The organism is Saccharothrix espanaensis DSM 44229 (genome assembly GCF_000328705.1).
GTDB classification, from domain to species: domain Bacteria; phylum Actinomycetota; class Actinomycetes; order Mycobacteriales; family Pseudonocardiaceae; genus Actinosynnema; species Actinosynnema espanaense.
Genome location: NC_019673.1, coordinates 8,036,121 through 8,056,743, shown reverse-complemented (window position 1 = coordinate 8,056,743; position 20,623 = coordinate 8,036,121). Strand labels below are relative to the sequence as shown.

Sequence of the window (20,623 nt, the reverse complement as noted above, 5' to 3'; positions counted from 1 at the left end):
GGCGACCGGGTACGTGCTCTACGCCCGCGGCCACGCGGTGGGCGCGTCCGACGCGTGCCACCGGCGGTCCGCGGCGGCGTCCACGTCGGCGTGCCTGCGGGCGCTGCCCGGCCTGCCGCCGATGGTGGAACTGGTGGTGACCGCCGCCGGCCGGGAGACCCGCCACGAGATCCCGGGCATCCCGAGCCGGCTCCAGGTCTCGCCGAGCGGCCGGATGGTGTCGTTCACCGTGTTCGTGTCCGGCGACTCCTACAACACGGCCGGGTTCTCCACCCGGACCGGCATCTTCGACACCTCGAACGACGAGCTGCGCAAGTCGATCGAGGACATCCCGCTCACCGTGGGCGGGCAGCGGTACTTCGCGCCCGACCTGAACTTCTGGGGCGTCACGTTCACCGCCGACGACAGCACCTTCTACGCCACGGCGGCGAGCCGGGGCCGCACCCACCTGATCCGCGCGGACTACCGGACGTGGGAGGCGGAGGCGCTGCGGGACAACGTCGAGTGCCCGTCGCTGTCCCCGGACGGCACCCGGCTGGCCTTCAAGAAGAGGGTCGAGCCGGGACCGTGGCGGCTGCACGTGCTGGACCTGGCGACCATGGCGGAGACGCCGCTGGCCGAGACCCGCAGCGTCGACGACCAGGCCGTGTGGCCGGACGCCGACACCGTGGGCTACGGCCTGGCGGACGAGCGGTGGACCGTGCCCGCCGACGGCTCGGGCCCGCCGCAGGTCACTCGGGGATGAGCCAGAGCACGCCGGCCGGCGGCAGTTGCAGCACCGCCGACGCCGGCCGGCCGTGCCACGGCTGCGCCACCGCCTCGACGCCGCCGAGGTTGCCGACCCCGGAACCGCCGTAGCCGACCGAGTCGGTGTTGACCACCTCGCGCCAGCGGCCGGTCGAGGGCAGGCCGACCCGGTAGTCGTGGTGCGGCGAGCCGGCGAAGTTCGCCACGCACGCCAGCACCGAGCCGTCCGCGCCGACGCGCAGGAAGCTCAGCACGTTGCCCGCCGAGTCGTTCGCGTCGATCCACTCGAAGCCCTCGGGCCGGGCGTCCGCGCTGTAGAGCGCCGGGCTCTGCTTGTACACCCCGTTCAGGTCGCCCACCAGCGCGTGGATGCCCGCGTGCAGGGGCGACTCCAGCAGGTGCCAGTCCAGCGACCGCGACTCCGACCACTCGCCCTGCTGGCCGAACTCGCCGCCCATGAACAGCAGCTGCTTGCCCGGGTGCGCCCACATGAACGCCAGCAGCGACCGCAGGCCCGCCGCCTTGTTCCAGTCGTCGCCGGGCATCCGCTGCCACAGCGAGCCCTTGCCGTGCACCACCTCGTCGTGCGAGAGCGGCAGCACGAAGTTCTCGCTCCACGCGTACACCAGCGAGAACGTGATCTCGTTGTGGTGGAACGACCGGTGCACCGGCTCGCGCGACAGGTAGTGCAGCGTGTCGTGCATCCAGCCCATGTTCCACTTGAACCCGAACCCGAGGCCGCCCAGGTGGGTCGGCCGGGTGACGCCGGGCCACGCCGTCGACTCCTCGGCCACCATCACCACGCCGGGGTGCCGCTTGTAGACCGTCGCGTTGAGCTCCTGGAGGAACCGCACCGCGTCCAGGTTCTCCCGCCCGCCGTACTGGTTGGGCAGCCACTGGCCCTCTTCGCGCGAGTAGTCCAGGTACAGCATCGAGGCCACCGCGTCGACCCGCAGGCCGTCGATGTGGAACTCCTCGATCCAGTACAGCGCGTTGGCCACCAGGAAGTTGCGCACCTCGTTGCGCCCGAAGTCGAACACCAGGGTGCCCCAGTCCGGGTGCTCGCCCCGGCGCGGGTCCGCGTGCTCGTACAGCGCGGTGCCGTCGAACCGGGCCAGCGCCCAGGAGTCCTTGGGGAAGTGCGCCGGCACCCAGTCCATGATCACGCCGATGCCGTGGGCGTGCAGCACGTCCACGAAGTGCCGGAAGTCGTCCGGTGAGCCGAACCGGGACGTGGGCGCGTAGTACGACGTGACCTGGTAGCCCCACGACCCGCCGAACGGGTGCTCGGCCACCGGCATCAGCTCGACGTGCGTGAACCCGGCCGCCGTGACGTACGCGGCCAGCTCCTCGGCCAGCTCTCGATAGCCCAAACCCGGACGCCAGGAACCCAGATGGACCTCGTAAGCGCTCATCGGCGCGTTGATCCACTCGGTGGCGTCGCGGCGCGCCTCCCACTCGGCGTCGCCCCACGTGTAGGTCGACTCGGTGACCACGGACGCGGTCTGCGGCGGGACCTCGGTGGCGAACGCCATCGGGTCGGCCTTCTCGTGCCAGCCGCCGTCGCGGCCCAGGATCCGGAACTTGTACCGGGTGCCCGCCGGGATGCCGGGGATGAACACCTCCCAGACGCCCGACGAGCCCAGCGAGCGCAGCGGGTGCGCGCGGCCGTCCCAGCCGTCGAAGTCGCCGCACACCCGCACGCCGCGGGCCGTCGGCGCCCAGACCGCGAACGACACGCCGGTGACCGGGCCGGCCGGCGTGTCGTACGCCCGGACGCGCGCGCCGAGCACGTCCCACAGCCGTTCGTGCCGGCCCTCGCCGATCAGGTGCAGGTCCAGCTCGCCGACCGTGGGCAGCCACCGGTACGGGTCGTCGACCTCGACGGTCGAGTCGCCGTAGTCGACCTCCAGCCGGTAGTCGCCCGGGTGCTCGGGCAGCTCGCCGGAGAACAGCCCGTCGGCCACCCGGTCCAGCTCGAAGCGCTTGTCGCCGGCCAGCACGGACACCGCGGACGCGCCGGGCCGCAACGCCCGCGCCACCACCTCGCCGGACGGCAGGTGGTGCACGCCGAGCACCGAGTGCGGGTCGTGGTGCGACCCCGAAAGCAGCCGGTCGACGTCCTCGGTCATCGTGCTCCCTCTCCAGTGATGCGGGCGATCGACGACAGCGGCACCGTCAACCACTCCGGCCGGTTCGCGTACTCGTAGGCGACCTCGTACACGGCCTTGTCCAGCTCGAACGCCCGCAGCAGGTGGCCGCGCCCGCGCGGGTCGCCCACCGAGGACGCAGCCGCCTCCGCGTAGCCCTCGGTGAACGCCGCGCGGTTGCGCCGCGACCACTCCAGCGCCCGGACCGCGAGCTGGTGGTCCTCCGGCCGGCCGACGAGCAGCTGGTGGGCCGCGTAGTCGAAGGATCGCAGCATCCCGGCCACATCGCGCAGCGGCGAGCGCAGCGAGGTGCGCTCGGCGATCGGCGCGCCCGGCTCGCCCTCGAAGTCGATCAGCAGCCAGCCCTGCACGGTCCGCAGCACCTGGCCCAGGTGCAGGTCGCCGTGGATGTGCTGGATGGCGATCGCGCCGGGCGTGTCCCGGGCCTGCTCGAACGCCCCGCGCAACGCCGGGACGTAGGGCAGCAGCTCCGGCACCGCCTCGGCCACCGTGTCCAGCCGGGTCACCATCGCCCGGACGGTCCGCTCGATGTCCTCGTCGTCGGCGTGCTCGGTGCCCAGCGCCCGTTCCAGGTCGCCGTGCACGGTCGCCACGGCCTGGCCGAGCCGCTGCGCCTCGCCCGCGAAGTCGCCGCCCACCTCGTCGGCGTGCAGGTCGCCCTCGGCCATCAGGTCGCGCACGCTGGTGGTGGCCATCGCCCAGCCGTCCACCGCGTCGGGCAGGAACTGCTGGAGCATCCCGACCGTGGTGGGCTGCCCGTCCAGCGTGCCGGTGATCGAGCCCAGCGGCCGCGCGATGTGCTCGCAGCCCACCAGGTGCAGCGCGCGGTGCAGCACCAGGTCCGGGTTCTCGCCGTGGGTGAGCTTGCGGAACAGCTTGAGGATGTACTGGCTGCCGAACACCAGCGAGGTGTTGGACTGCTCGGAGGTGATCGGCCGGCCGCGCAGCCCGGACTGGAGCTCCACGTCCGGCTCGTGCGCGAACACCAGGCCGTCGACCTCGGTGTCGGCCGCGATCAGGTCGAGCAGCCGGCCGGTCAGCTCGGGCTCGGTGGTCGCGTCGTAGTTCTCCACCAGGTCGGTGACCAGCAGCTGGTAGGGCTCGCGCCGGTCCGGCTGCTGCACCTCCACCACCAGGTGCACCAGCACCGGTTCGCCCGCGCTGAGCACGCACGTCCGCAGTGGACGGACGGCCGTGACGGGCCGGTCCTTGCCGCCGAACCAGCGCTGCGCGGGCAGCCACGCGGGCAGTTCGGTCATCACCTTGTCGACCAGCAGGTCGTGCGGTTCGGTCACCGGGTTCACCTCGTCTCGCCCTCGTCGCCCGCTTCGACCAGTTGGAACCAGTAGAAGCCGTGACCGGGCAGCGTCAACAGGTAGGACAGGTCGCCCACGGTCGGGAAGCGCACCCCGCCGGTCAGCTCGACCGGGCGCGCGCCGCGGTGCTCGGACAGGTCCAGCTCGACCGGCTGCGGGAACCGGGACAGGTTGTTCACGCACAGCACGATGTCCTCGTGCCCGTCCGGCCGCCGCCACCGCCGCCGGTAGGCCAGGACGCTCGGGTTCGAGCCGCCCAGGTCGGTGAAGTCGCCCTCCGCGAACGCGTGGTGCTGCTTGCGCACCTCGATCATCCGGCGGGTCCAGTTCAGCAGGGATGACTGGTTGTTCAGCTGTGCCTCCACGTTCAGGCCCTGGTAGCCGTAGACCGGGTCCATGATCACCGGCAGGTAGATCCGTCCCGGGTCGCAGGAGGAGAACCCCGCGTTGCGGTCCGGGGTCCACTGCATCGGCGTGCGGACGGCGTCCCGGTCCCCGAGCCAGATGTTGTCGCCCATGCCGATCTCGTCACCGTAGTAGAGGACGGGCGATCCCGGCAGCGACAGCAGCATGGCCGTGAAGAGTTCCTGCTGGTTGCGATCGTTCTCCAGCAGGGGCGCGAGCCGCCGGCGGATCCCGATGTTGGCCTTCATCCGCGGGTCTTTGGCGTACTCGGCGTACATGTAGTCGCGCTCTTCGTCGCTGACCATCTCCAGCGTCAGCTCGTCGTGGTTGCGCAGGAAGATGCCCCACTGGCAGCCGTCCGGGATCTGCGGCGTCTGGGCCAGGATCTCCGAGATCGGGAACCGCGACTCGCGGCGGACCGCCATGAAGATCCGCGGCATCAGCGGGAAGTGGAACGCCATGTGGCACTCGTCGCCGCCCACTTCGGGGTCCCCGAAGTACTCCACGACGTCGGAGGGCCACTGGTTGGCCTCGGCGAGCAGCACCCGGCCGGGGTACTCGTCGTCGACCACCTTGCGGCAGCGCTTGAGGAAGTCGTGCGTGCGCGGCAGGTTCTCGCAGTTCGTGCCCTCCTGCTCGAACAGGTACGGCACCGCGTCCAGCCGGAACCCGTCGATGCCCAGGTCCAGCCAGAACCGCAGGGTGTCCAGCATGGCTTCCTGCACGTCCGGGTTCTCGAAGTTGAGGTCCGGCTGGTGGGCGAAGAACCGGTGCCAGTAGAACTGGCCGCGCACCGGGTCGTAGGTCCAGTTCGAGGACTCGGTGTCGACGAAGATGATCCGGGCGTCCGGGTAGCGCTGGTCGTCGTCGCCCCAGACGTAGTAGTCGCCGTAGGGCCCGTCCGGCTCGGCCCGCGACTGCTGGAACCACGGGTGCGCGTCGCTGGTGTGGTTGAGCACCAGGTCGGTGATCACCCGGATGCCGCGCCGGTGCGCCTCGTCGAGCAGGTAGACGAAGTCCTCCACCGACCCGAACTCGGGCAGCACGGCCCGGAAGTCGGAGATGTCGTACCCGCCGTCGCGCAGCGGCGAGGCGTAGAACGGCGGCAGCCAGAGGCAGTCGACGCCGAGCCACTCCAGGTAGTCCAGCCGGGACGCGAGCCCCCGCAGGTCGCCGGTGCCGTCACCGTTGGAGTCGGTGAAGGCGCGCACCAGCACCTCGTAGAACACCGCCCCCTTGAACCAGTCCGGCTCGCGCGGCGCGAGCTTGGCCGACCGGAAGTCCTCGGCCTGCGGTTCGACCAGCAGGCCGTCCGCGCCGATGGCCTCACCGGTGTGCGGCACGCCGTCCAGTCCGGTCAGCGCGGCGTCGGGTCGGGGTTGTTCTGCCATCTGCTCCACCTCGTCCCACCTAGTCGGGGGTACGTTCGACGGTCCCTCGCGCTGCGGGGCGCGGGGACTGGTGTCGAGAGTTGTCCGCTGGGTCTAGCCGCCGAACCTGCGCTGCACGCTCACGATGTGCGCCGAGGCGCGCCACGGCTCCAGGCGGACGTAGTTGGCCTGGCCCCAGTCCCAGGTCTCCCCGGTCACCTCGTCGTGCGCGATCAGGCGTTCGTGCCAGTCGAAGCCGAGCAGGGGCAGGTCCAGCCAGATCGTGCCGTCCTGGGCTTCGCGCGGGTCCAGGTTCACCACCACGACCACCGTGTCACCGCTGCCCGGGTCCTGTTTGGAGTAGGCGATCAGCGCCGGGTTCTCGACGTGGTGGAAGCGCAGCGTGCGCATCTGCCGCAACGCCGGGTGCGCGCGGCGGATCGTGTTGAGCTTGCGCAGCCACGGCTCCAGCGACCGGCCGTCGGCCACCGCCTGCCGGAAGTCGCGCGGGCGCAGCTGGAACTTCTCCGAGTCCAGGTACTCCTCGCTGCCCTCCCGCACCGCCTGGTGCTCGAACAGCTCGTAGCCGGAGTACACGCCCCAGGTCGGGCTCAGCGTCGCGGCCAGCGCGGCGCGCAGCGCGAACATGCCCGGACCGCCGTGCTGCAACGACTCGTGCAGGATGTCCGGCGTGTTGACGAACAGGTTGGGCCGGGCCTCGTCCCAGTGCGCGACCAGCTCGGAGCCGAACTCGGTCAGCTCCTCCTTGGTCGTGCGCCAGGTGAAGTAGGTGTAGCTCTGGGTGAAGCCGAGCTTGGCCAGCCCGTAGAGCCGGGCCGGGCGGGTGAACGCCTCGGACAGGAACAGCACGTCCGGGTGCTCGTCCTTGACCGCCCAGATCAGCCACGCCCAGAAGTCCGGCGGCTTGGTGTGCGGGTTGTCCACCCGGAAGATGCGCACCCCGTGGTCGACCCAGTGCCGCACCACGCGCAGCACCTCGTTGTAGATGCCCTGCGGGTCGTTGTCGAAGTTGACCGGGTAGATGTCCTGGTACTTCTTCGGCGGGTTCTCGGCGTAGGCGATCGAGCCGTCCGGGCGGGTGGTGAACCACTCCGGGTGCTTGAGCACCCACGGGTGGTCCGGCGCGCACTGCAGGGCCAGGTCGAGGGCGACCTCCAGGCCCAGCTCGCCGGCGCGGGCCACGAACGCGTCGAAGTCGTCGAGCGTGCCCAGCTCCGGGTGGATCGCGTCGTGACCCCCCTCGTCCGCGCCGATCGCCCAGGTCGAGCCCGGGTCGTCCTCGGTGGCCACCAGCGTGTTGTTGGGGCCCTTGCGGTTCACCCGGCCGATCGGGTGGATCGGCGGCAGGTAGGCCACGTCGAAGCCCATCGCGGCGATCCGGTCGAGGTCCTTGGTCGCGGTGGCGAACGTGCCGTGCACCGGGACGCCGGCCTCGTCCAGCCCGCCCGTGGAGCGCGGGAAGAACTCGTACCAGGAGCCGAACGCGGCGCGCGTGCGGTCGACCCAGATCTTCTGCGGCTTGCCCTTGGTGACCAGCTCGCGCACCGGGTGCTCGTGCATGACCTGGCGCACGTCCTGCGCCAGCGCGGGCGCGACCCGCTCGGCCAGCGGGCGCTCCTCGTCGCGCAGCGCGGCGGCGGCGTTGGCCAGCAGCGGCTTGTCCCGGCGGCGGTCGGGGCGGCGGGACACCCGGTCGAGCAGGCGCGCGCCGGACTCCAGGTCGTTGTGCAGGTCGTCGGGGCCCTGGCCGGCGGCGATCTTCACCTCGACGGCGTGCAGCCAGGTGGTCCACGGGTCGGACCAGGCGTCGACGCGGAAGGTCCACGCGCCCTCGGCGTCCGGGACGATCGTGGCGGTCCAGCGGTCGAGCCCGACGCCCTCCGCGACCATCCGCGTTTGTCTCGCGACCCGGTCGCCGGGTCCCCGCCACGTCACGGTGGCCGCGACGGCGTCGTGGCCCTCGCGCCACACCGTCGCTCCCACCGGGACGTGCTCGCCGACCACGGCCTTGGCCGGGTACCGGCCACAGCCCACGGTCGGGGAGACGTCGTCGATACCGAGTCGTCCGCTCATCGGCAGCGCCCCTCTCACCTGGTGTGACGCTTGCAAGGTCAAGTTTGCCCGTACCGGTCGCGCAGGTTGTCACCGGGGACTGCGTACCTGGTGTTCGTACCCCGTCGAGGGGGATCGCACACTTGGCGGTGACCTCGGTCTCGTAATGGGAGACGCCGATCCCACTCACCGGAGCGTGTGTCACCCGAACGATGGTCTCATTGGTCCTGCGTGACCGCGTGGTGTGATCTTGGAGTGCGGGAGACCCACTTCGGTGTCCCTGAAGAAAACTACGGGTCAATTGTCCGTGACCGGCGCACCTCGCCGCCCAGGGCGGTCCACGGGTGGCGGCCACGGTGGAGATCGCTCGATCGGGTCTGTGCCCGGGTCGCCGGCTGCTCTTGAATCGGCGGGTGCTGGCAAACCTCGGCTGGGCCGCCGCCGCGATCACCCCCGTCGCCGCCGCCCTCCTGCTCGTACCGCGCGCGCTGTGGAAGCGGTGGAGCGCGCGGGTCGTGGACCGGGTGGACCTCGGGTTGCGCCGCGGGGTGACCCGGTTCGGCCGGCACTACCGCGAGTACACCCGGGCCAGCCTGAAGTTCATCGACCTCAAGGGCCTGGCCGTGGTCGGCTTCCACACGCCCGAGTTCGACGACGTGTTCGTCGACGTGGGCCTGGCCTACCAGGCGCCGCACCACGCGCCCACCGGCCTGCTGTCCCGGCTCTCGGCCGGCGGCCGGCACGCGGTGACCGAGTTCCTGGACCGCCCGGACCCGGTGGTGCTCGCGATCATCGGCGTGCCGGGCAGCGGCAAGACCACCCTGCTGCGGCACCTCGCGCTGACGGTCAGCCGGGCCCGCCGGGGCCGCCGGCGCATCCCGATCCTGCTCTACCTGCGCGACCACGTGGCCGAGATCGTGGCGGGCGCGGAACTGGCGACCCTCGTGCGCGACCGGCTCGGCCGGTACGGGCCGCAGGAACCGCCCGGCTGGTTCGAGCAGCGCCTGCGGCGCGGCGACTGCCTGGTGCTGCTCGACGGCTTGGACGAGGTCGCCGACAAGGCCGACCGGCGCAAGGTGTCGGACTGGGTCGAGCGGCAGACCGCCCAGTACCCGGGCAACGACTACGTGCTCACCTCCCGCCCGCACGGCTACCTCGCCGCACCGGTCAACGGCGCGGCCGTGCTCCAGGTGCGGGACTTCACCGACGAGCAGGTGACCGGTTTCGTGCGCGGCTGGTACTCGGCGATCGAGAAGCTCAGCACGCGCGACGACGGGCGGGCCGTGCGCCTGCGCGCCGAGGCCGCCGCCGACGAACTGCTGGACAAGCTGCACGCGAACTCCACCCTGTACGACCTGACGGTGAACCCGCTGCTGCTGACCATGGTCGCCAACGTGCACCGGTTCGGCAGCAAGCTCCCGGACAGCCGCGCCGAGCTGTACCGGGAGATCTGCGAGGTCATGCTGTGGCGGCGGCACGAGGCCAAGAACCTCCCGGTGCGGCTGGACGGCAACCGCAAGGAGGTCGTGCTGCGCGCGCTGGCGTTCACGATGATGGAACGCCGGGTGCGCGACGTCTCGCGGGCCGACGTGCTCGCGCGGTTCAAGCCGATGCTGCTCCGGATGTCGACCTCGATGACCGAGGAGGCGCTGCTGGAGGACGTCAGCTCCAACGGGCTGCTGGTCGAGCGGGAGAGCGGGGTGTTCTCGTTCGCGCACCTGACGTTCCAGGAGTACCTGGCCGCCGCGCACGCCCGTGAGCTGGGCGACCTGTCCGTGCTGGCGGCGAAGGTGGACGACGACTGGTGGCGGGAGGCGATCGTGCTGGGGGTGGCGCGGACGTCCGCCGATCCGGTCGTGCAGGCGTGCGTGGAGCAGGGCTCGGTCGGGGCGCTCGCGCTGGCGCTGGACTGCGCGGAGGTGTGCAACGAGCTGTCCCCGGAGCTGCGCGAACAGCTCGCCCGGCTGGCCGACGCCCTCGCGGAGGACCCGGAGCAGCGGCAGCTCGTCGCGGGCATCATGCTCACCCGGTTGGGCCGCGAGATGGTCCGGGTCGGCGACGCCCGCGTGTACGCCAGGCCGGTCACCAACACCCTGTACGGGCTCTACCTGCGCTACAACGACCGGCCGGTGCCTCCGGACGTGGAACCCGCCGCGCCGGTGCGGGGCGTGTGGTCGAGCGACGCGAACGCTTTCGTCACCTGGGCCAACGCCATGGTCGGCGACCGGACCGCGTACCGCCTGCCGTCCGCTGCGGAGGCCGAGGCCCCGGCGGTGCGCCGGGGCCTGGCCAAGGTCGGACGCCCCTACTGGCTCAGGTCGGGCGCCACGCACCCCGCGGTCGCACGCCGGCTCGACGTCGAGCGGATGGCCGTCCGCGCGGCATCCGACATCGACCCGACCGGGGTGGTGCCGCGCCTGCTGCTGCTCGACCACGTCTCGGTGCTCCTGGACCTGGAGCCGGTCCCGCCCGTCATCGCGCCCGGCTCGCTCCGGTCGGTGCGGGTGGGCGGCGGTCACGAGAGGTCGGCCGCCGACCTGATCGCGGCCATCGCGCTCGCCTCGGAACTGGGACTCGACCTGGGTTTCCTGACGTCCGTCGCGCACCGGCTGGCCTGGGTCGCGTCGGCCCGGTGGCCGAAGTGGAGGTCGAAGTCGGAGCAGCGGACGCTGGCCGACCAGGTGCGCGAGGTGCGGGACGCGCAGGTCGGGGAGCGCGACGAGCCCGTGGTGCACATGCTCGGTCTCGGCCGTGGTTACCGGCTCGGCTCGCTGGGAGTCGTCCGCGACCCGCGCGCCGCCACCGAGGCGTTCGTCGGGAAGGCGATGACCCGCTACCTGGACTCCATGCTGGCGTGGGTCGCCACGCCGGACTCGGCGCGGTCCGCCCTGCCCGACGGCGGTACGTCGATCCTCGCCCTGGTGAAGACCGGCCCGGGGGACGTCGATCCCGTGCAGCTCGTCGCCGACGTCATGGGTGACGTGCACGGTCTGCGCACCGGGCTGTGGGACCCGAATCTGCCCGAGCGGGTGCGGGAGGCCGCCCGCCCGGTCGTCGTCGGCGGCGAACCGCTCACCCGCGAGGTGGCCTCGGTGATCCGGCTGGGTGCGTTGTGCGTGGCTGCGGAGCTGGACGAGACCTCGCCCGCGGACGCCGGCCGGTACCGGCGGATCGCGGCCGGCACCACCTACCTGGAGTGCCGCCGGGCCGGCGAGGTGGCCGCCGACGAGACCATCGTGCTGGCCACCGATCGGGGTAACCGCTGAGGCCGCACCCGTGCGGTGTGCGCGGTGCCGGACTGTTGTGTACGAAAGAACACGCCGAAGGCATCGGTGCTGGTCGGACTGGATCGGTCCCTGCATCGGTACGGGTGACCGTTGCTCCGCGCCGCTGGATGGGGGATAGGGTCCGACGCCATGCGAGCACTTCGCCGGTTCACCGTCCGAGCCAGCCTGCCCGAGCCGCTGTCCGCACTGGGCACGCTCGCCACGAACCTCCGTTGGACGTGGCACCAGCCGACCCAGGACCTGTTCGCCTCGATCGACCCCGACCGCTGGTCGGACAGCGGGGACCCGCTGCGGCTGCTGTCCACGGTCGACCCGGAGCGGCTGGTGTCGTTGGCCCGGGACGAGCAGTTCCTCGCCCACACGCGGGCGCTCGCGGACGACCTGACCCGCTACACCACCGGGGCCCGCTGGTTCCAGCGCCGCCAGGACGAGGTGCAGCAGCGGCGCGAGCACGGCAACTACGAGCTGAGCCCGCTGCCCACGGCCATCGCCTACTTCTCCATGGAGTTCGGCGTCACCGAGGCGCTGCCCAACTACTCCGGCGGCCTCGGCGTGCTGGCCGGCGACCACCTCAAGGCGGCCTCCGACCTGGGCGTGCCGCTGATCGCGGTCGGCCTGCTCTACCGCTCGGGCTACTTCCGGCAGGCGCTGTCGCTGGACGGGTGGCAGATCGAGCACTACCCGGTGCTCGACCCGCGCGGGCTGCCGCTGGAGCTGCTCACCGAGCCGTCCGGCGCGCCGATCCTGGTGCACGTGGCCATGCCCGGCGACCGGGTGCTGCGGGCCAAGATCTGGAAGGCCCAGGTGGGCCGGATCCCGCTGCTGCTGCTCGACTCCGACGTCGAGGAGAACGACGAGGACCTGCGCGGCGTCACCGACCGGCTCTACGGCGGCGACCAGGACCACCGGATCCGGCAGGAGATCCTGGCGGGCGTCGGCGGCGTGCGGGCCGTGCGGACGTACTGCGAGCTGACCGGCCACCCGGCCCCCGAGGTGTTCCACACCAACGAGGGGCACGCGGGCTTCCTCGGCCTGGAGCGGATCCGCGAGCTGGTGACCGGCGAGGGCCTGGACTTCGACCAGGCGCTGGCCGCCGTGCGCGCGGGCACCGTGTTCACCACCCACACGCCCGTCCCGGCCGGCATCGACCGGTTCCCGGTGGACCTGGTGCAGCACTACTTCGGCTCCGAGGCGCTGCTGCCCGGCGTGAGCACGCAGCGGGTGCTGGCGCTCGGCGCGGAGGAGAACCCCGGCCTGTTCAACATGGCCCACATGGGCCTGCGGCTGGCCCAGCGCGCCAACGGCGTGTCCAAGCTGCACGGCGAGGTCAGCCGGGGCATGTTCAGCGGCATGTGGCCGGGCTTCGACGTCACCGAGGTGCCGATCGGCTCGGTCACCAACGGCGTGCACGGCCCGACCTGGGCGGCCACCGAGATGAGCCGGCTGCTCGGCGAGTCCGACGACGCCGGCGTCGGCCTGCGCGGCTTCGAGCCGGTCACCGACCAGCGGCTCTGGGAGCTGCGCACCGACCTGCGCGGCAAGCTGGTGCACGAGGTGCGCCGGCGGACCCGGCAGTCCTGGCTCCAGCGCGGCGCGTCCGCCCTGGAGCTGGGCTGGACGGACACGGTGTTCGACCCGGACGTGCTCACCGTCGGCTTCGCCCGCCGGGTGCCCACCTACAAGCGGCTGACCCTGATGCTGCGCGACCCGGAGCGGCTGCGCGCCCTCCTGCTGCACCCGGAGCGCCCGGTGCAGCTCGTGGTCGCGGGCAAGTCGCACCCGGCCGACGACGGCGGCAAGGCGCTGATCCAGCAGATCGTCCGGTTCGCCGACGACGCCGGCGTGCGGCACCGGATCGTCTTCCTGCCCGACTACGACATGTCGATGGCCCGCTACCTGTACTGGGGCTGCGACGTGTGGCTGAACAACCCGATGCGCCCGCTGGAGGCGTGCGGCACGTCCGGGATGAAGTCGGCGCTCAACGGCGGCCTCAACCTGTCCATCCGGGACGGCTGGTGGGACGAGCTGTACGACGGCAGCAACGGCTGGGCGATCCCGACCGCGGACGGCGTCACCGACCCGACCCGCCGTGACGACCTGGAGGCCGCTGCCCTCTACGACCTGCTCGGCAACCAGGTCGCGCCGCTGTTCTACGACCGCGCCGACACCGGCGTGCCGACCCGCTGGCTGGCGATGGTGCGGCACACGCTGGCGTCGCTCGGCCCGGCCGTGCAGGCGTCGCGGATGGTGCGCGAGTACGTGGAGAACCTGTACGCGCCCGCCGCGTCGTCCGCGGGGTCCGTGGTCGGCGAGGGCTATCGCGGTGCCAAGGAGCTCGCCGCGTACCGGCAGCGCCTGCGTGCGTCGTGGACGCGCGTGCGCGTGCTGGAGTCGGAGATGACGCTCAGCGGCTCGGCCGTGCCGCTGCTGGGCACGCCGGTCGGGGTGCGGGCGCGGATCGAGCTGGCCGGGCTGGAGGCCTCCGAGGTGGACGTCCAGGTCGTGCTCGGCAAGGTCGGCGACTCGGACGAGCTGTACGACGTGGTCACGCACACCATGCGGTACGCGGGCAACGGCAACTACGACATCGAGGTGCCGCTGCCGCACGCCGGGGCGGTCGGGTACACGGTCCGGGTGCTGCCCAGGCACGACCTGCTCGCGTCGCCGGCCGAACTTGGTCGGGTGGTCCTGGCCGGGTAGTCACCCGGACGGCCCGGCGTCGACGTCGACCGGCCGTCGAGCGGCCGTCGAGCGGGTCGGGACCGGGGCGGTCAGTGGATGTCGAGTCGGGCGCTGGTCTCGGCGACCCTCGGCATCCAGCCCGCGAGCTCGTTCGCCTCGGTCAGCGTGCGCCGGGCGGCCGCGTTGTCGCCGGCCGCCATCTGCGCGCGGGCGATGGTGGCCAGCGCGTCCGCCCGGCCCAGGGCGCTCTCGCTGGTCCGCTTCGCCTGCCCGGCCAGCTCGATCGCCAGGTCGGTGTCCCGCTCCAGCAGCGCGAGCTGCGCCAGCGTCCCGGTGCACCGGTACTTGGGGTAGCCCAGCTGCACGGCCCCGTCCGACGCCCGGCGCGCCGCGCCCATGCCGACCTCGACCGGCAGCTGCCCGGCCTCCATCGCGTTGGCCGTCGAACTGGCCATCTCGGCCATCACGAACGCCATGTCCCGCTGCTCCAGGTCGGTCCGCCCGACCAGCTTGCTGACCAGGTGCAGCGCCTCGGCGTAGCGGGTCCGCATGGTCAGCACGGCCACCTGCGAGCCGATCGCGACCAGCAGCGTCGGGTGCGCGTCGAGCAGCCGCCCGGCGATCGCCTCGGCCCGGTCCAGCTCGCCGGCGGACAGCGCGTCGGACACCTGGTTCACCATCGGGGTGGCCTCCAGCTCCTCGACCACCCGCCCGGTCAGGAACGGCAGCCGGAACAGGAACCACCCGGGCGAGGTCGTGCCCGCCCCGCGCCGGGGCACCAGCCCGTGCAGCAGGACGGCGGACGCGGCCACCGCGAGGCCCAGCCCGAACGGCCCGTCGGCCAGGAACACCCAGCACGCGGCCACCGCGAGCCCGGTCAGCAGCACGGACACCAGCGAGGTCAGCCACAGCCGCCGGCGGACCGGCGTGCGCACGGACGTCAGCCCGACCGACATGACCACCGGCACCGCGCGCAGCACCACCCGCCGCTGCGGCGTGTTCCAGGTGCGCACCTCGGCGCCGACGCCGACGACCACCAGCGACACCCGCACCCGCCACAGCAGCGCGCCGAGCAGCAGCCCGAGCTGCAGCAGCGCCATGGCGGCCAGCAGGCCGCAGGTCGCGCCGGCCAGGCTCTCCGCCCAGAAGCCCGGATCCCACACGACCAGTCCGATGACGACCAGCGCCGTCAGCACCATCCACACAAACCCCATGACGCTACCCGGCGGCCGGCGGTTCCCCGGCGCGCGTGCCCGTCGCCCCGCGACCGCCCCGCCGAACAACCACACCGGCACCACGCCGACGTCGCGCCGGCAGGCGTCCCGGACCGGGCCCTGCTCCCGGTCCGGGAAACCTGCCGGCGCGACGTCGGGTGGGAAGACGGGGTTACCCGACTGGGTCGCTTGTTGGGCTACACGACGGCGGGCGTCGCGCCCTCGCGGATCGGCAGGCCGGCCTCGGCGTACGCCCGGAACCCGCCGACGAGGTCGGTCGCGTTGGGCAGCCCGACCCGTTGCAGGTCGCGCGCGGCCAGGCTGGAGGCGTAGCCCTCGTTGCAGAGCACGACCACGGTCGTCTCCGCGCCGAACCCCGGGATGCGGTACTCGCCCGCCGGGTCCAGCCGCCACTCCAGCACGATCCGCTCGACCGGCACCGAACCGGGGATCTCGCCCTCGGCCAGCCGGTTGTGGTGCGGCCGGATGTCCACCAGCAGCACGTCGGACAGCCCGGCGAGCTCCTCGGGCGCGACCCGGCGCAACCCGGCCCGCGCCTGTTCCAGCAGTGCCTCCGCGCTCACGGCCCCTCCAGATCCGCGAGCACCCGCAACCGGTCCAGCGGCAGCCGCCGCGCGGGCAGGGGTGCGATCTCGCCCGGGATGTCGGCCAGGCTCGGGTACTCGCGGGTCGGCACCAGCGGCGGCGAGTAGGCGTGCACGCTGGCCGCGCCCACCTGGCCCTTGTTCGTCACCTGGTGCGCCCGGCCGGCCCCGAACCCGATCGCGGACCCGACGCCGCGCTCGGCCGAGCGGATCGGCCCGCCCGGGTAGCGGTAGTCCTCGGACAGCTCCCCGGTCAGCACGGTGAACGAGCCCGCCGCGCCGCCGTGGTCGTGCGCCTCGGTGCCCTGGCCGGGCAGCCAGGACAGCAGCCACAGCTCGACGCCCTCGGTGAGCCCGAGCCGGGCCCACCACCGCTGCCCGGCGTCGAAGGACAGGATGGACAGCAGCGGCGTGGTCAGCTCACTGGCCACGTACGAGGTCAGTTCGCGCAGTTCGCGGGGCGTCCACAGGTCCCGGGACGGGTGCAGCAGGTCGCGGAACAGCGGGACGTCGAGCGCCGGGTGCACATCGGCGCGCGCGATAACGGAAGTCAAAATCGCTCCTGATGGCTACGGAAACGTGCGGGGTAGCGATCAAGACGCGACGGGGGCCTTACCGGCTCACCGCGGCGGGAGGTCCACCAGGGGTCAAGCCGAGCCGCCACGTCGCGTCGGGCTACACCCGCACGACGCCACCAGGAGGAGGTCGATCGTGCGGTCGCACCACGTGAGCAACTGACGGGCCACGGGTGCATGGTGCCACGGCCGGCGGGGTCCGCGCAGGGCCTCTCACCAGCCAGGATTGGCTCGGGGACCGAGGTGTTCAGGCCCTGTCGCGACCCGCCTCGGGCACGCGACCCGCCTCGGGCACCCTGAGCAACAGCAGCGACCGCGGGCCCAGCTCCAGCGGGCCGCCCGGCTCCAGCCGCCCCGGCCGCGCCGGCGAGCCGTCCCCGGTGGTCGAGTCGAGCACCGGCTCGAACCGCTCGCCGTACTCCACGCCGGGCAGCGTGACGGTGATCGCCTCCGCGCCGGCGTGCAGGAGCAGCAGCCACGAGTCGTCGGACACGAGTTCGCCCTCGCGGGTGCGCGACAGCGAGGTGGAGCCGTCGATCCACATCCCGAGGAACCGGCGGCCCTCGTCGAACCAGTCGGTCTCGGCCATCTCCTCGCCGTCCACCCGGAACCAGACCAGGTCCGGCGCGCCGGACGGCGTGGTGCGGCCGTCGAAGAACTCGGGCTGGCGCAGCGCCGGGCTGGTCGCCCGCAGGCCGATCACCCGGCGGGTGAACGCCAGCATCGCCGTGCCCTCCTCGGTCGGGTCCCAGTCGACCCACGACGTCTCGTCGTCCAGGCAGTAGGCGTTGTTGTTGCCGCCCTGGGTGCGCCACAGCTCGTCGCCCGCGGTCAGCATCGGCGTGCCGGTGGACAGCAGGAGGGTGGCCAGCAGGTTGCGGGCCTGGCGGGCGCGCAGCGCGAGCACCCCGGGCTCGTCGGTCTCGCCCTCCGCGCCGCAGTTCCAGGACCGGTTGTCGTTGGTGCCGTCCCGGTTGTCCTCGCCGTTGGCCTCGTTGTGCTTGTCGTTGTAGGACACCAGGTCCCGCAGCGTGAAGCCGTCGTGCGCGGTGACGAAGTTGATCGACTGCCAGGGCCGGCGCAGGTCGTCGGCGTACAGGTCGGACGAGCCCGACAGCCGGTAGGCCAGGTCGCGCACGCCGGTGTGGCCGCGCCAGAAGTCCCGCACGGTGTCCCGGTAGCGCCCGTTCCACTCGGCCCACTGCACGCCGAAGTCGCCCACCCGATAGCCGTCGCCGGTCGCGTCCCACGGCTCGGCGATCAGCTTGCACCGGGACAGCACCGGGTCCGAGGTGATCGCGGTGAGCAGCGCCGAGGCCCGGTCGAACCGGCCGCCGCCGGGCCGGCCCAGCGTGGAGGCCAGGTCGAACCGGAACCCGTCCACGCCCAGCTCGGTCGTCCAGTACCGCAGCGAGTCCGCGACCATCCGCACGACCTGCGGCGACCCGGCTTCCAGGGTGTTGCCGCAGCCGGTGATGTCGAGCGTGCCGCCGCCCTCGATGTGCAGGTAGTAGCCGGGCGCGTCGAAGCCCCGGTAGCACAGCGTCGGCCCGTCCGGGCCGCCCTCGCAGGTGTGGTTGTAGACCACGTCGAGCAGCACCTCGATGCCGGCGGCGTGCAGCGCGGCCACCATGGTGCGGAACTCCTCGACCTCGCGGCCGGGCTCGCTCGCGTAGCCGGGGTGCGGCGCGAAGTAGCTCAGCGGCGAGTAGCCCCAGTAGTTGTGCCGGCCCTCGCGGACCAGCGCCGGCTCGTCCAGGAACGCCTGCACCGGCAGCAGCTCGACGGAGGTGACGCCCAGCCGCGCCAGGTGCTCGACCACCGCCGGGTGGGCCAGGCCCAGGTAGGTCCCGCGCAGGTGCTCGGGCACGTCCGGGTGGCGCTGGGTGAACCCGCGCACGTGCAGCTCGTAGATCACCGCCTCCTCGAACGGCACTTCGGGCTTCACGCCGGTGTCCGGGCCGCCGGGCGAAGCCACCACCGACAGCGGCACCGAGCCCAGCGAGTCGACCGGCGACGGCGGACCCAGCATCGGGTCGTCGACGTAGCCGAGGGCGGCCTCCGGCGAGGTGACCGTGCCGGTGATCTGCCGGGCGTACGGGTCGAGCAGGAGCTTGGCCGGGTTGCAGCGCAGCCCGCGCGACGGGTCGTACGGGCCGTGCACCCGGTAGCCGTAGCGCTGGCCGGGTGTGATGCCTGCCACGGTGCCGTGCCAGACGCCGAACGTGCGCTCGGTCAGCTCCACGCGCCGTTCCGAGCCGTCGTCGCCGATCAGGCACACCTCGACCGCCGTGGCGGGCGGCACGGACACCGCGAAGCGCACACCACCGGCCTCCGGGTGGGCACCCAGTGGGAACGGCCGACCTGCGAGCGGGGACGAGTCGAGGGCCATGCCCCTGATCTTCCCAGCATCCGGCCCCGCGGTGGGGAGGACGGCCCTGCCGCCCCCGCGCGTCGGGCGTTGCACGAGAATGGGCGCGGCGAGGCATCGACGGGGCGAGGGCAGGCGTGGAAAACGAAGATCTGGTCATCCACATGCAGGGTGTTTCGGTTCGACGGGGCAAGACCACGCTGGTCGGGGACGTCGACTGGGGCGTGGAGCTGGACGAGCGCTGGGTGGTGCTCGGACCCAACGGCGCGGGCAAGACGACGTTGCTGCGGCTTGCCGCAGCCGAGCTGCACCCGACCAAGGGCACCTTGGACCTGTTGGGCGAGCGCGTGGGCAAGACCGACGTGTTCGAGCTGCGGCCGCGGATCGGGTTGTGCTCGGCGGCGATCGGGGCGCGCATCCCGGCCGAGGAGAAGGTGCTCGACCTCGTGGTCAGCGCCGGCTACGCGGTGCTGGGCCGGTGGCGCGAGGAGTACGACCGGCTCGACACCGGCCGGGCGGAGCGGCTGCTGGGGCAGCTCGGCATCGGGCACCTGGCCGACCGCGCCTACGGGACGCTGTCCGAGGGCGAGCGCAAGCGCACGCTGATCGCCCGCGCCCTGATGACCGACCCGGAGGTGCTGCTGCTCGACGAGCCGGCCGCCGGGCTGGACCTGGGCGGGCGCGAGGACCTGGTGGCCCGGCTCTCCGAGCTGGCGCTGGACCCGGACGCGCCGGCGACCGTGCTGGTCACCCACCACGTGGAGGAGATCCCGCCGGGCTTCACCCACGCGCTGCTGCTGCGCGAGGGCGCGATCGTGGCGCAGGGCCTGCTCGACGACGTGCTCACCGAGGAGAACCTGTCCAAGACGTTCGACCAGCCGCTGGAGCTCCAGCGGTCGGGCGACCGGTACTTCGCGCGCCGCAAAGCTACCCAGGGGTAACCTGCGAGGCGCTGACGACGGAGGTCGAGGAGGACCTGTGGGTGAGTTCGTGAAGCTCGAAGTCGAGGACGGCATCGGCGTCATCCGGCTGGACCGCCCGCCGATGAACGCGCTGAACCGGCAGGTCCAGGAGGAGATCCGGGCGGCGGCGCTGGAGGCGGCGGGCCGGGCGGACGTGTACTCGGTGATCGTGCACGGCGGCCCGAAGGTGTTCGCGGCGGGTGCGGACATCAAGGAGATGGCCGACCTGTCCTACGGCGAGATGGCGGCGCGCGCCGGGTCGTTCCAGTCGGCGCTGCGCACGGTCGAGGAGATCCCCAAGCCGACCGTCGCCGCGATCACCGGCTACGCGCTGGGCGGCGGGTTCGAGCTCGCGCTGTGCGCGGACCGGCGGATCGCGGGCGACAACGCCAAGGTCGGCCAGCCGGAGATCCTGCTCGGCGTCATCCCCGGCATGGGCGGCACCCAGCGGCTGCCCCGGCTGGTCGGGCCGTCGAGGGCGAAGGACCTGATCTTCACCGGCCGGTTCGTCGGCGCGGAGGAGGCGCTGCGGATCGGCATGGTGGACGAGGTCGTCGCCCCGGACGACGTGTTCGCCGCCGCCAAGCGGTGGGCCGGCCAGTTCGTCGGCGGCCCGGCGCGGGCCTACGCGGCGGCCAAGGCCGCGATCGACGGCGGTCTGGACACCGACCTGGGCAGCGGCCTGAAGCTGGAGAGCCAGCTCTTCGCGGCCATGTTCGCCACCGAGGACCAGAAGACGGGCATGGCCTCGTTCATCGAGCACGGCCCCGGAAAGGCGAAGTTCAGTGGTCGTTGACCCGAAGTCCCCGGCGGTCCCCGCGACCCCGGTCGACGCCGCGCCGCTG

13 protein-coding genes are annotated in these 20,623 nt (G+C 72.6%); 5 read left to right on the top strand and 8 right to left on the bottom strand.

The features are described 5' to 3' along the window. Positions 1-13: 13 nt before the first annotated feature. The gene (locus BN6_RS35170) at positions 14-745 is read left to right on the top strand and encodes a TolB-like translocation protein (protein WP_051075855.1); all 732 of its coding nucleotides are present in this window, start codon (positions 14-16) and stop codon (positions 743-745) included. On the opposite strand, the gene glgB is transcribed toward BN6_RS35170, so the two are convergent. The 4 genes from glgB to BN6_RS35150 all read right to left on the bottom strand — a co-directional run bounded on the left by glgB (position 732) and on the right by BN6_RS35150 (position 8,103). Beyond that, complete coding sequence (glgB, locus tag BN6_RS35165) at positions 732-2,879, bottom strand: 1,4-alpha-glucan branching protein GlgB (RefSeq protein ID WP_015104623.1); 2,148 nt, start codon at positions 2,877-2,879, stop codon at positions 732-734. The genes BN6_RS35170 and glgB overlap by 14 nt on opposite strands. Next, entirely contained in the window at positions 2,876-4,213 is a 1,338-nt protein-coding gene (locus BN6_RS35160) for a maltokinase N-terminal cap-like domain-containing protein (RefSeq protein WP_041319101.1), read from the bottom strand. The genes glgB and BN6_RS35160 overlap by 4 nt, the downstream gene beginning before the upstream one ends. Positions 4,214-4,218: 5 nt before the next feature. After that, positions 4,219-6,030 (bottom strand): maltose alpha-D-glucosyltransferase, encoded by a 1,812-nt coding sequence (gene treS, locus BN6_RS35155; protein WP_015104621.1) that lies wholly within the window; start codon positions 6,028-6,030, stop codon positions 4,219-4,221. 93 nt (positions 6,031-6,123) lie between these two features. After that, complete coding sequence (locus BN6_RS35150; protein WP_015104620.1) at positions 6,124-8,103, bottom strand: alpha-1,4-glucan--maltose-1-phosphate maltosyltransferase; 1,980 nt, start codon at positions 8,101-8,103, stop codon at positions 6,124-6,126. 392 nt (positions 8,104-8,495) lie between these two features. Between BN6_RS35150 and BN6_RS35145 the strand changes: the two genes are divergently transcribed. Both BN6_RS35145 and glgP read left to right on the top strand, forming a co-directional pair. Then, on the top strand, positions 8,496-11,348 hold the full coding sequence (locus BN6_RS35145; protein WP_051075854.1) for an NACHT domain-containing protein: 2,853 nt from the start codon (positions 8,496-8,498) through the stop codon (positions 11,346-11,348). 150 nt (positions 11,349-11,498) lie between these two features. After that, on the top strand, positions 11,499-14,069 hold the full coding sequence (gene glgP / locus BN6_RS35140) for an alpha-glucan family phosphorylase (RefSeq protein ID WP_015104618.1): 2,571 nt from the start codon (positions 11,499-11,501) through the stop codon (positions 14,067-14,069). Between the two features lie 71 nt (positions 14,070-14,140). Here the strand turns inward: glgP and BN6_RS35135 are convergent, their stop codons facing one another. From BN6_RS35135 to glgX, 4 genes are all read right to left on the bottom strand, one after another. Next, a complete protein-coding gene (locus BN6_RS35135) occupies positions 14,141-15,265 on the bottom strand; it encodes a tetratricopeptide repeat protein (protein ID WP_015104617.1) in 1,125 nt (374 codons plus the stop codon). 197 nt (positions 15,266-15,462) lie between these two features. After that, positions 15,463-15,849 carry a rhodanese-like domain-containing protein gene (locus tag BN6_RS35130; protein WP_015104616.1) on the bottom strand — a complete coding sequence of 129 codons (387 nt, stop codon included), beginning with the start codon at positions 15,847-15,849 and terminating at the stop codon, positions 15,463-15,465. Further along, positions 15,846-16,424, bottom strand: coding sequence for a cysteine dioxygenase (locus BN6_RS35125; RefSeq protein WP_015104615.1), 579 nt, complete (start codon positions 16,422-16,424; stop codon positions 15,846-15,848). Before BN6_RS35125 ends, BN6_RS35130 begins: the two co-directional genes overlap by 4 nt. 268 nt (positions 16,425-16,692) lie before the next feature. Further along, positions 16,693-18,837 carry a glycogen debranching protein GlgX gene (glgX, locus tag BN6_RS35120; protein ID WP_015104614.1) on the bottom strand — a complete coding sequence of 715 codons (2,145 nt, stop codon included), beginning with the start codon at positions 18,835-18,837 and terminating at the stop codon, positions 16,693-16,695. Between the two features lie 143 nt (positions 18,838-18,980). On the opposite strand from glgX, the gene BN6_RS35115 reads away from it, so the two are divergent. Then, complete coding sequence (locus BN6_RS35115) at positions 18,981-19,757, top strand: ABC transporter ATP-binding protein (protein ID WP_051075852.1); 777 nt, start codon at positions 18,981-18,983, stop codon at positions 19,755-19,757. A 37-nt stretch (positions 19,758-19,794) separates the two neighbouring features. Further along, on the top strand, positions 19,795-20,574 hold the full coding sequence (locus BN6_RS35110) for an enoyl-CoA hydratase/isomerase family protein (RefSeq protein WP_015104612.1): 780 nt from the start codon (positions 19,795-19,797) through the stop codon (positions 20,572-20,574). The last annotated feature ends 49 nt before the right edge of the window (positions 20,575-20,623 follow it).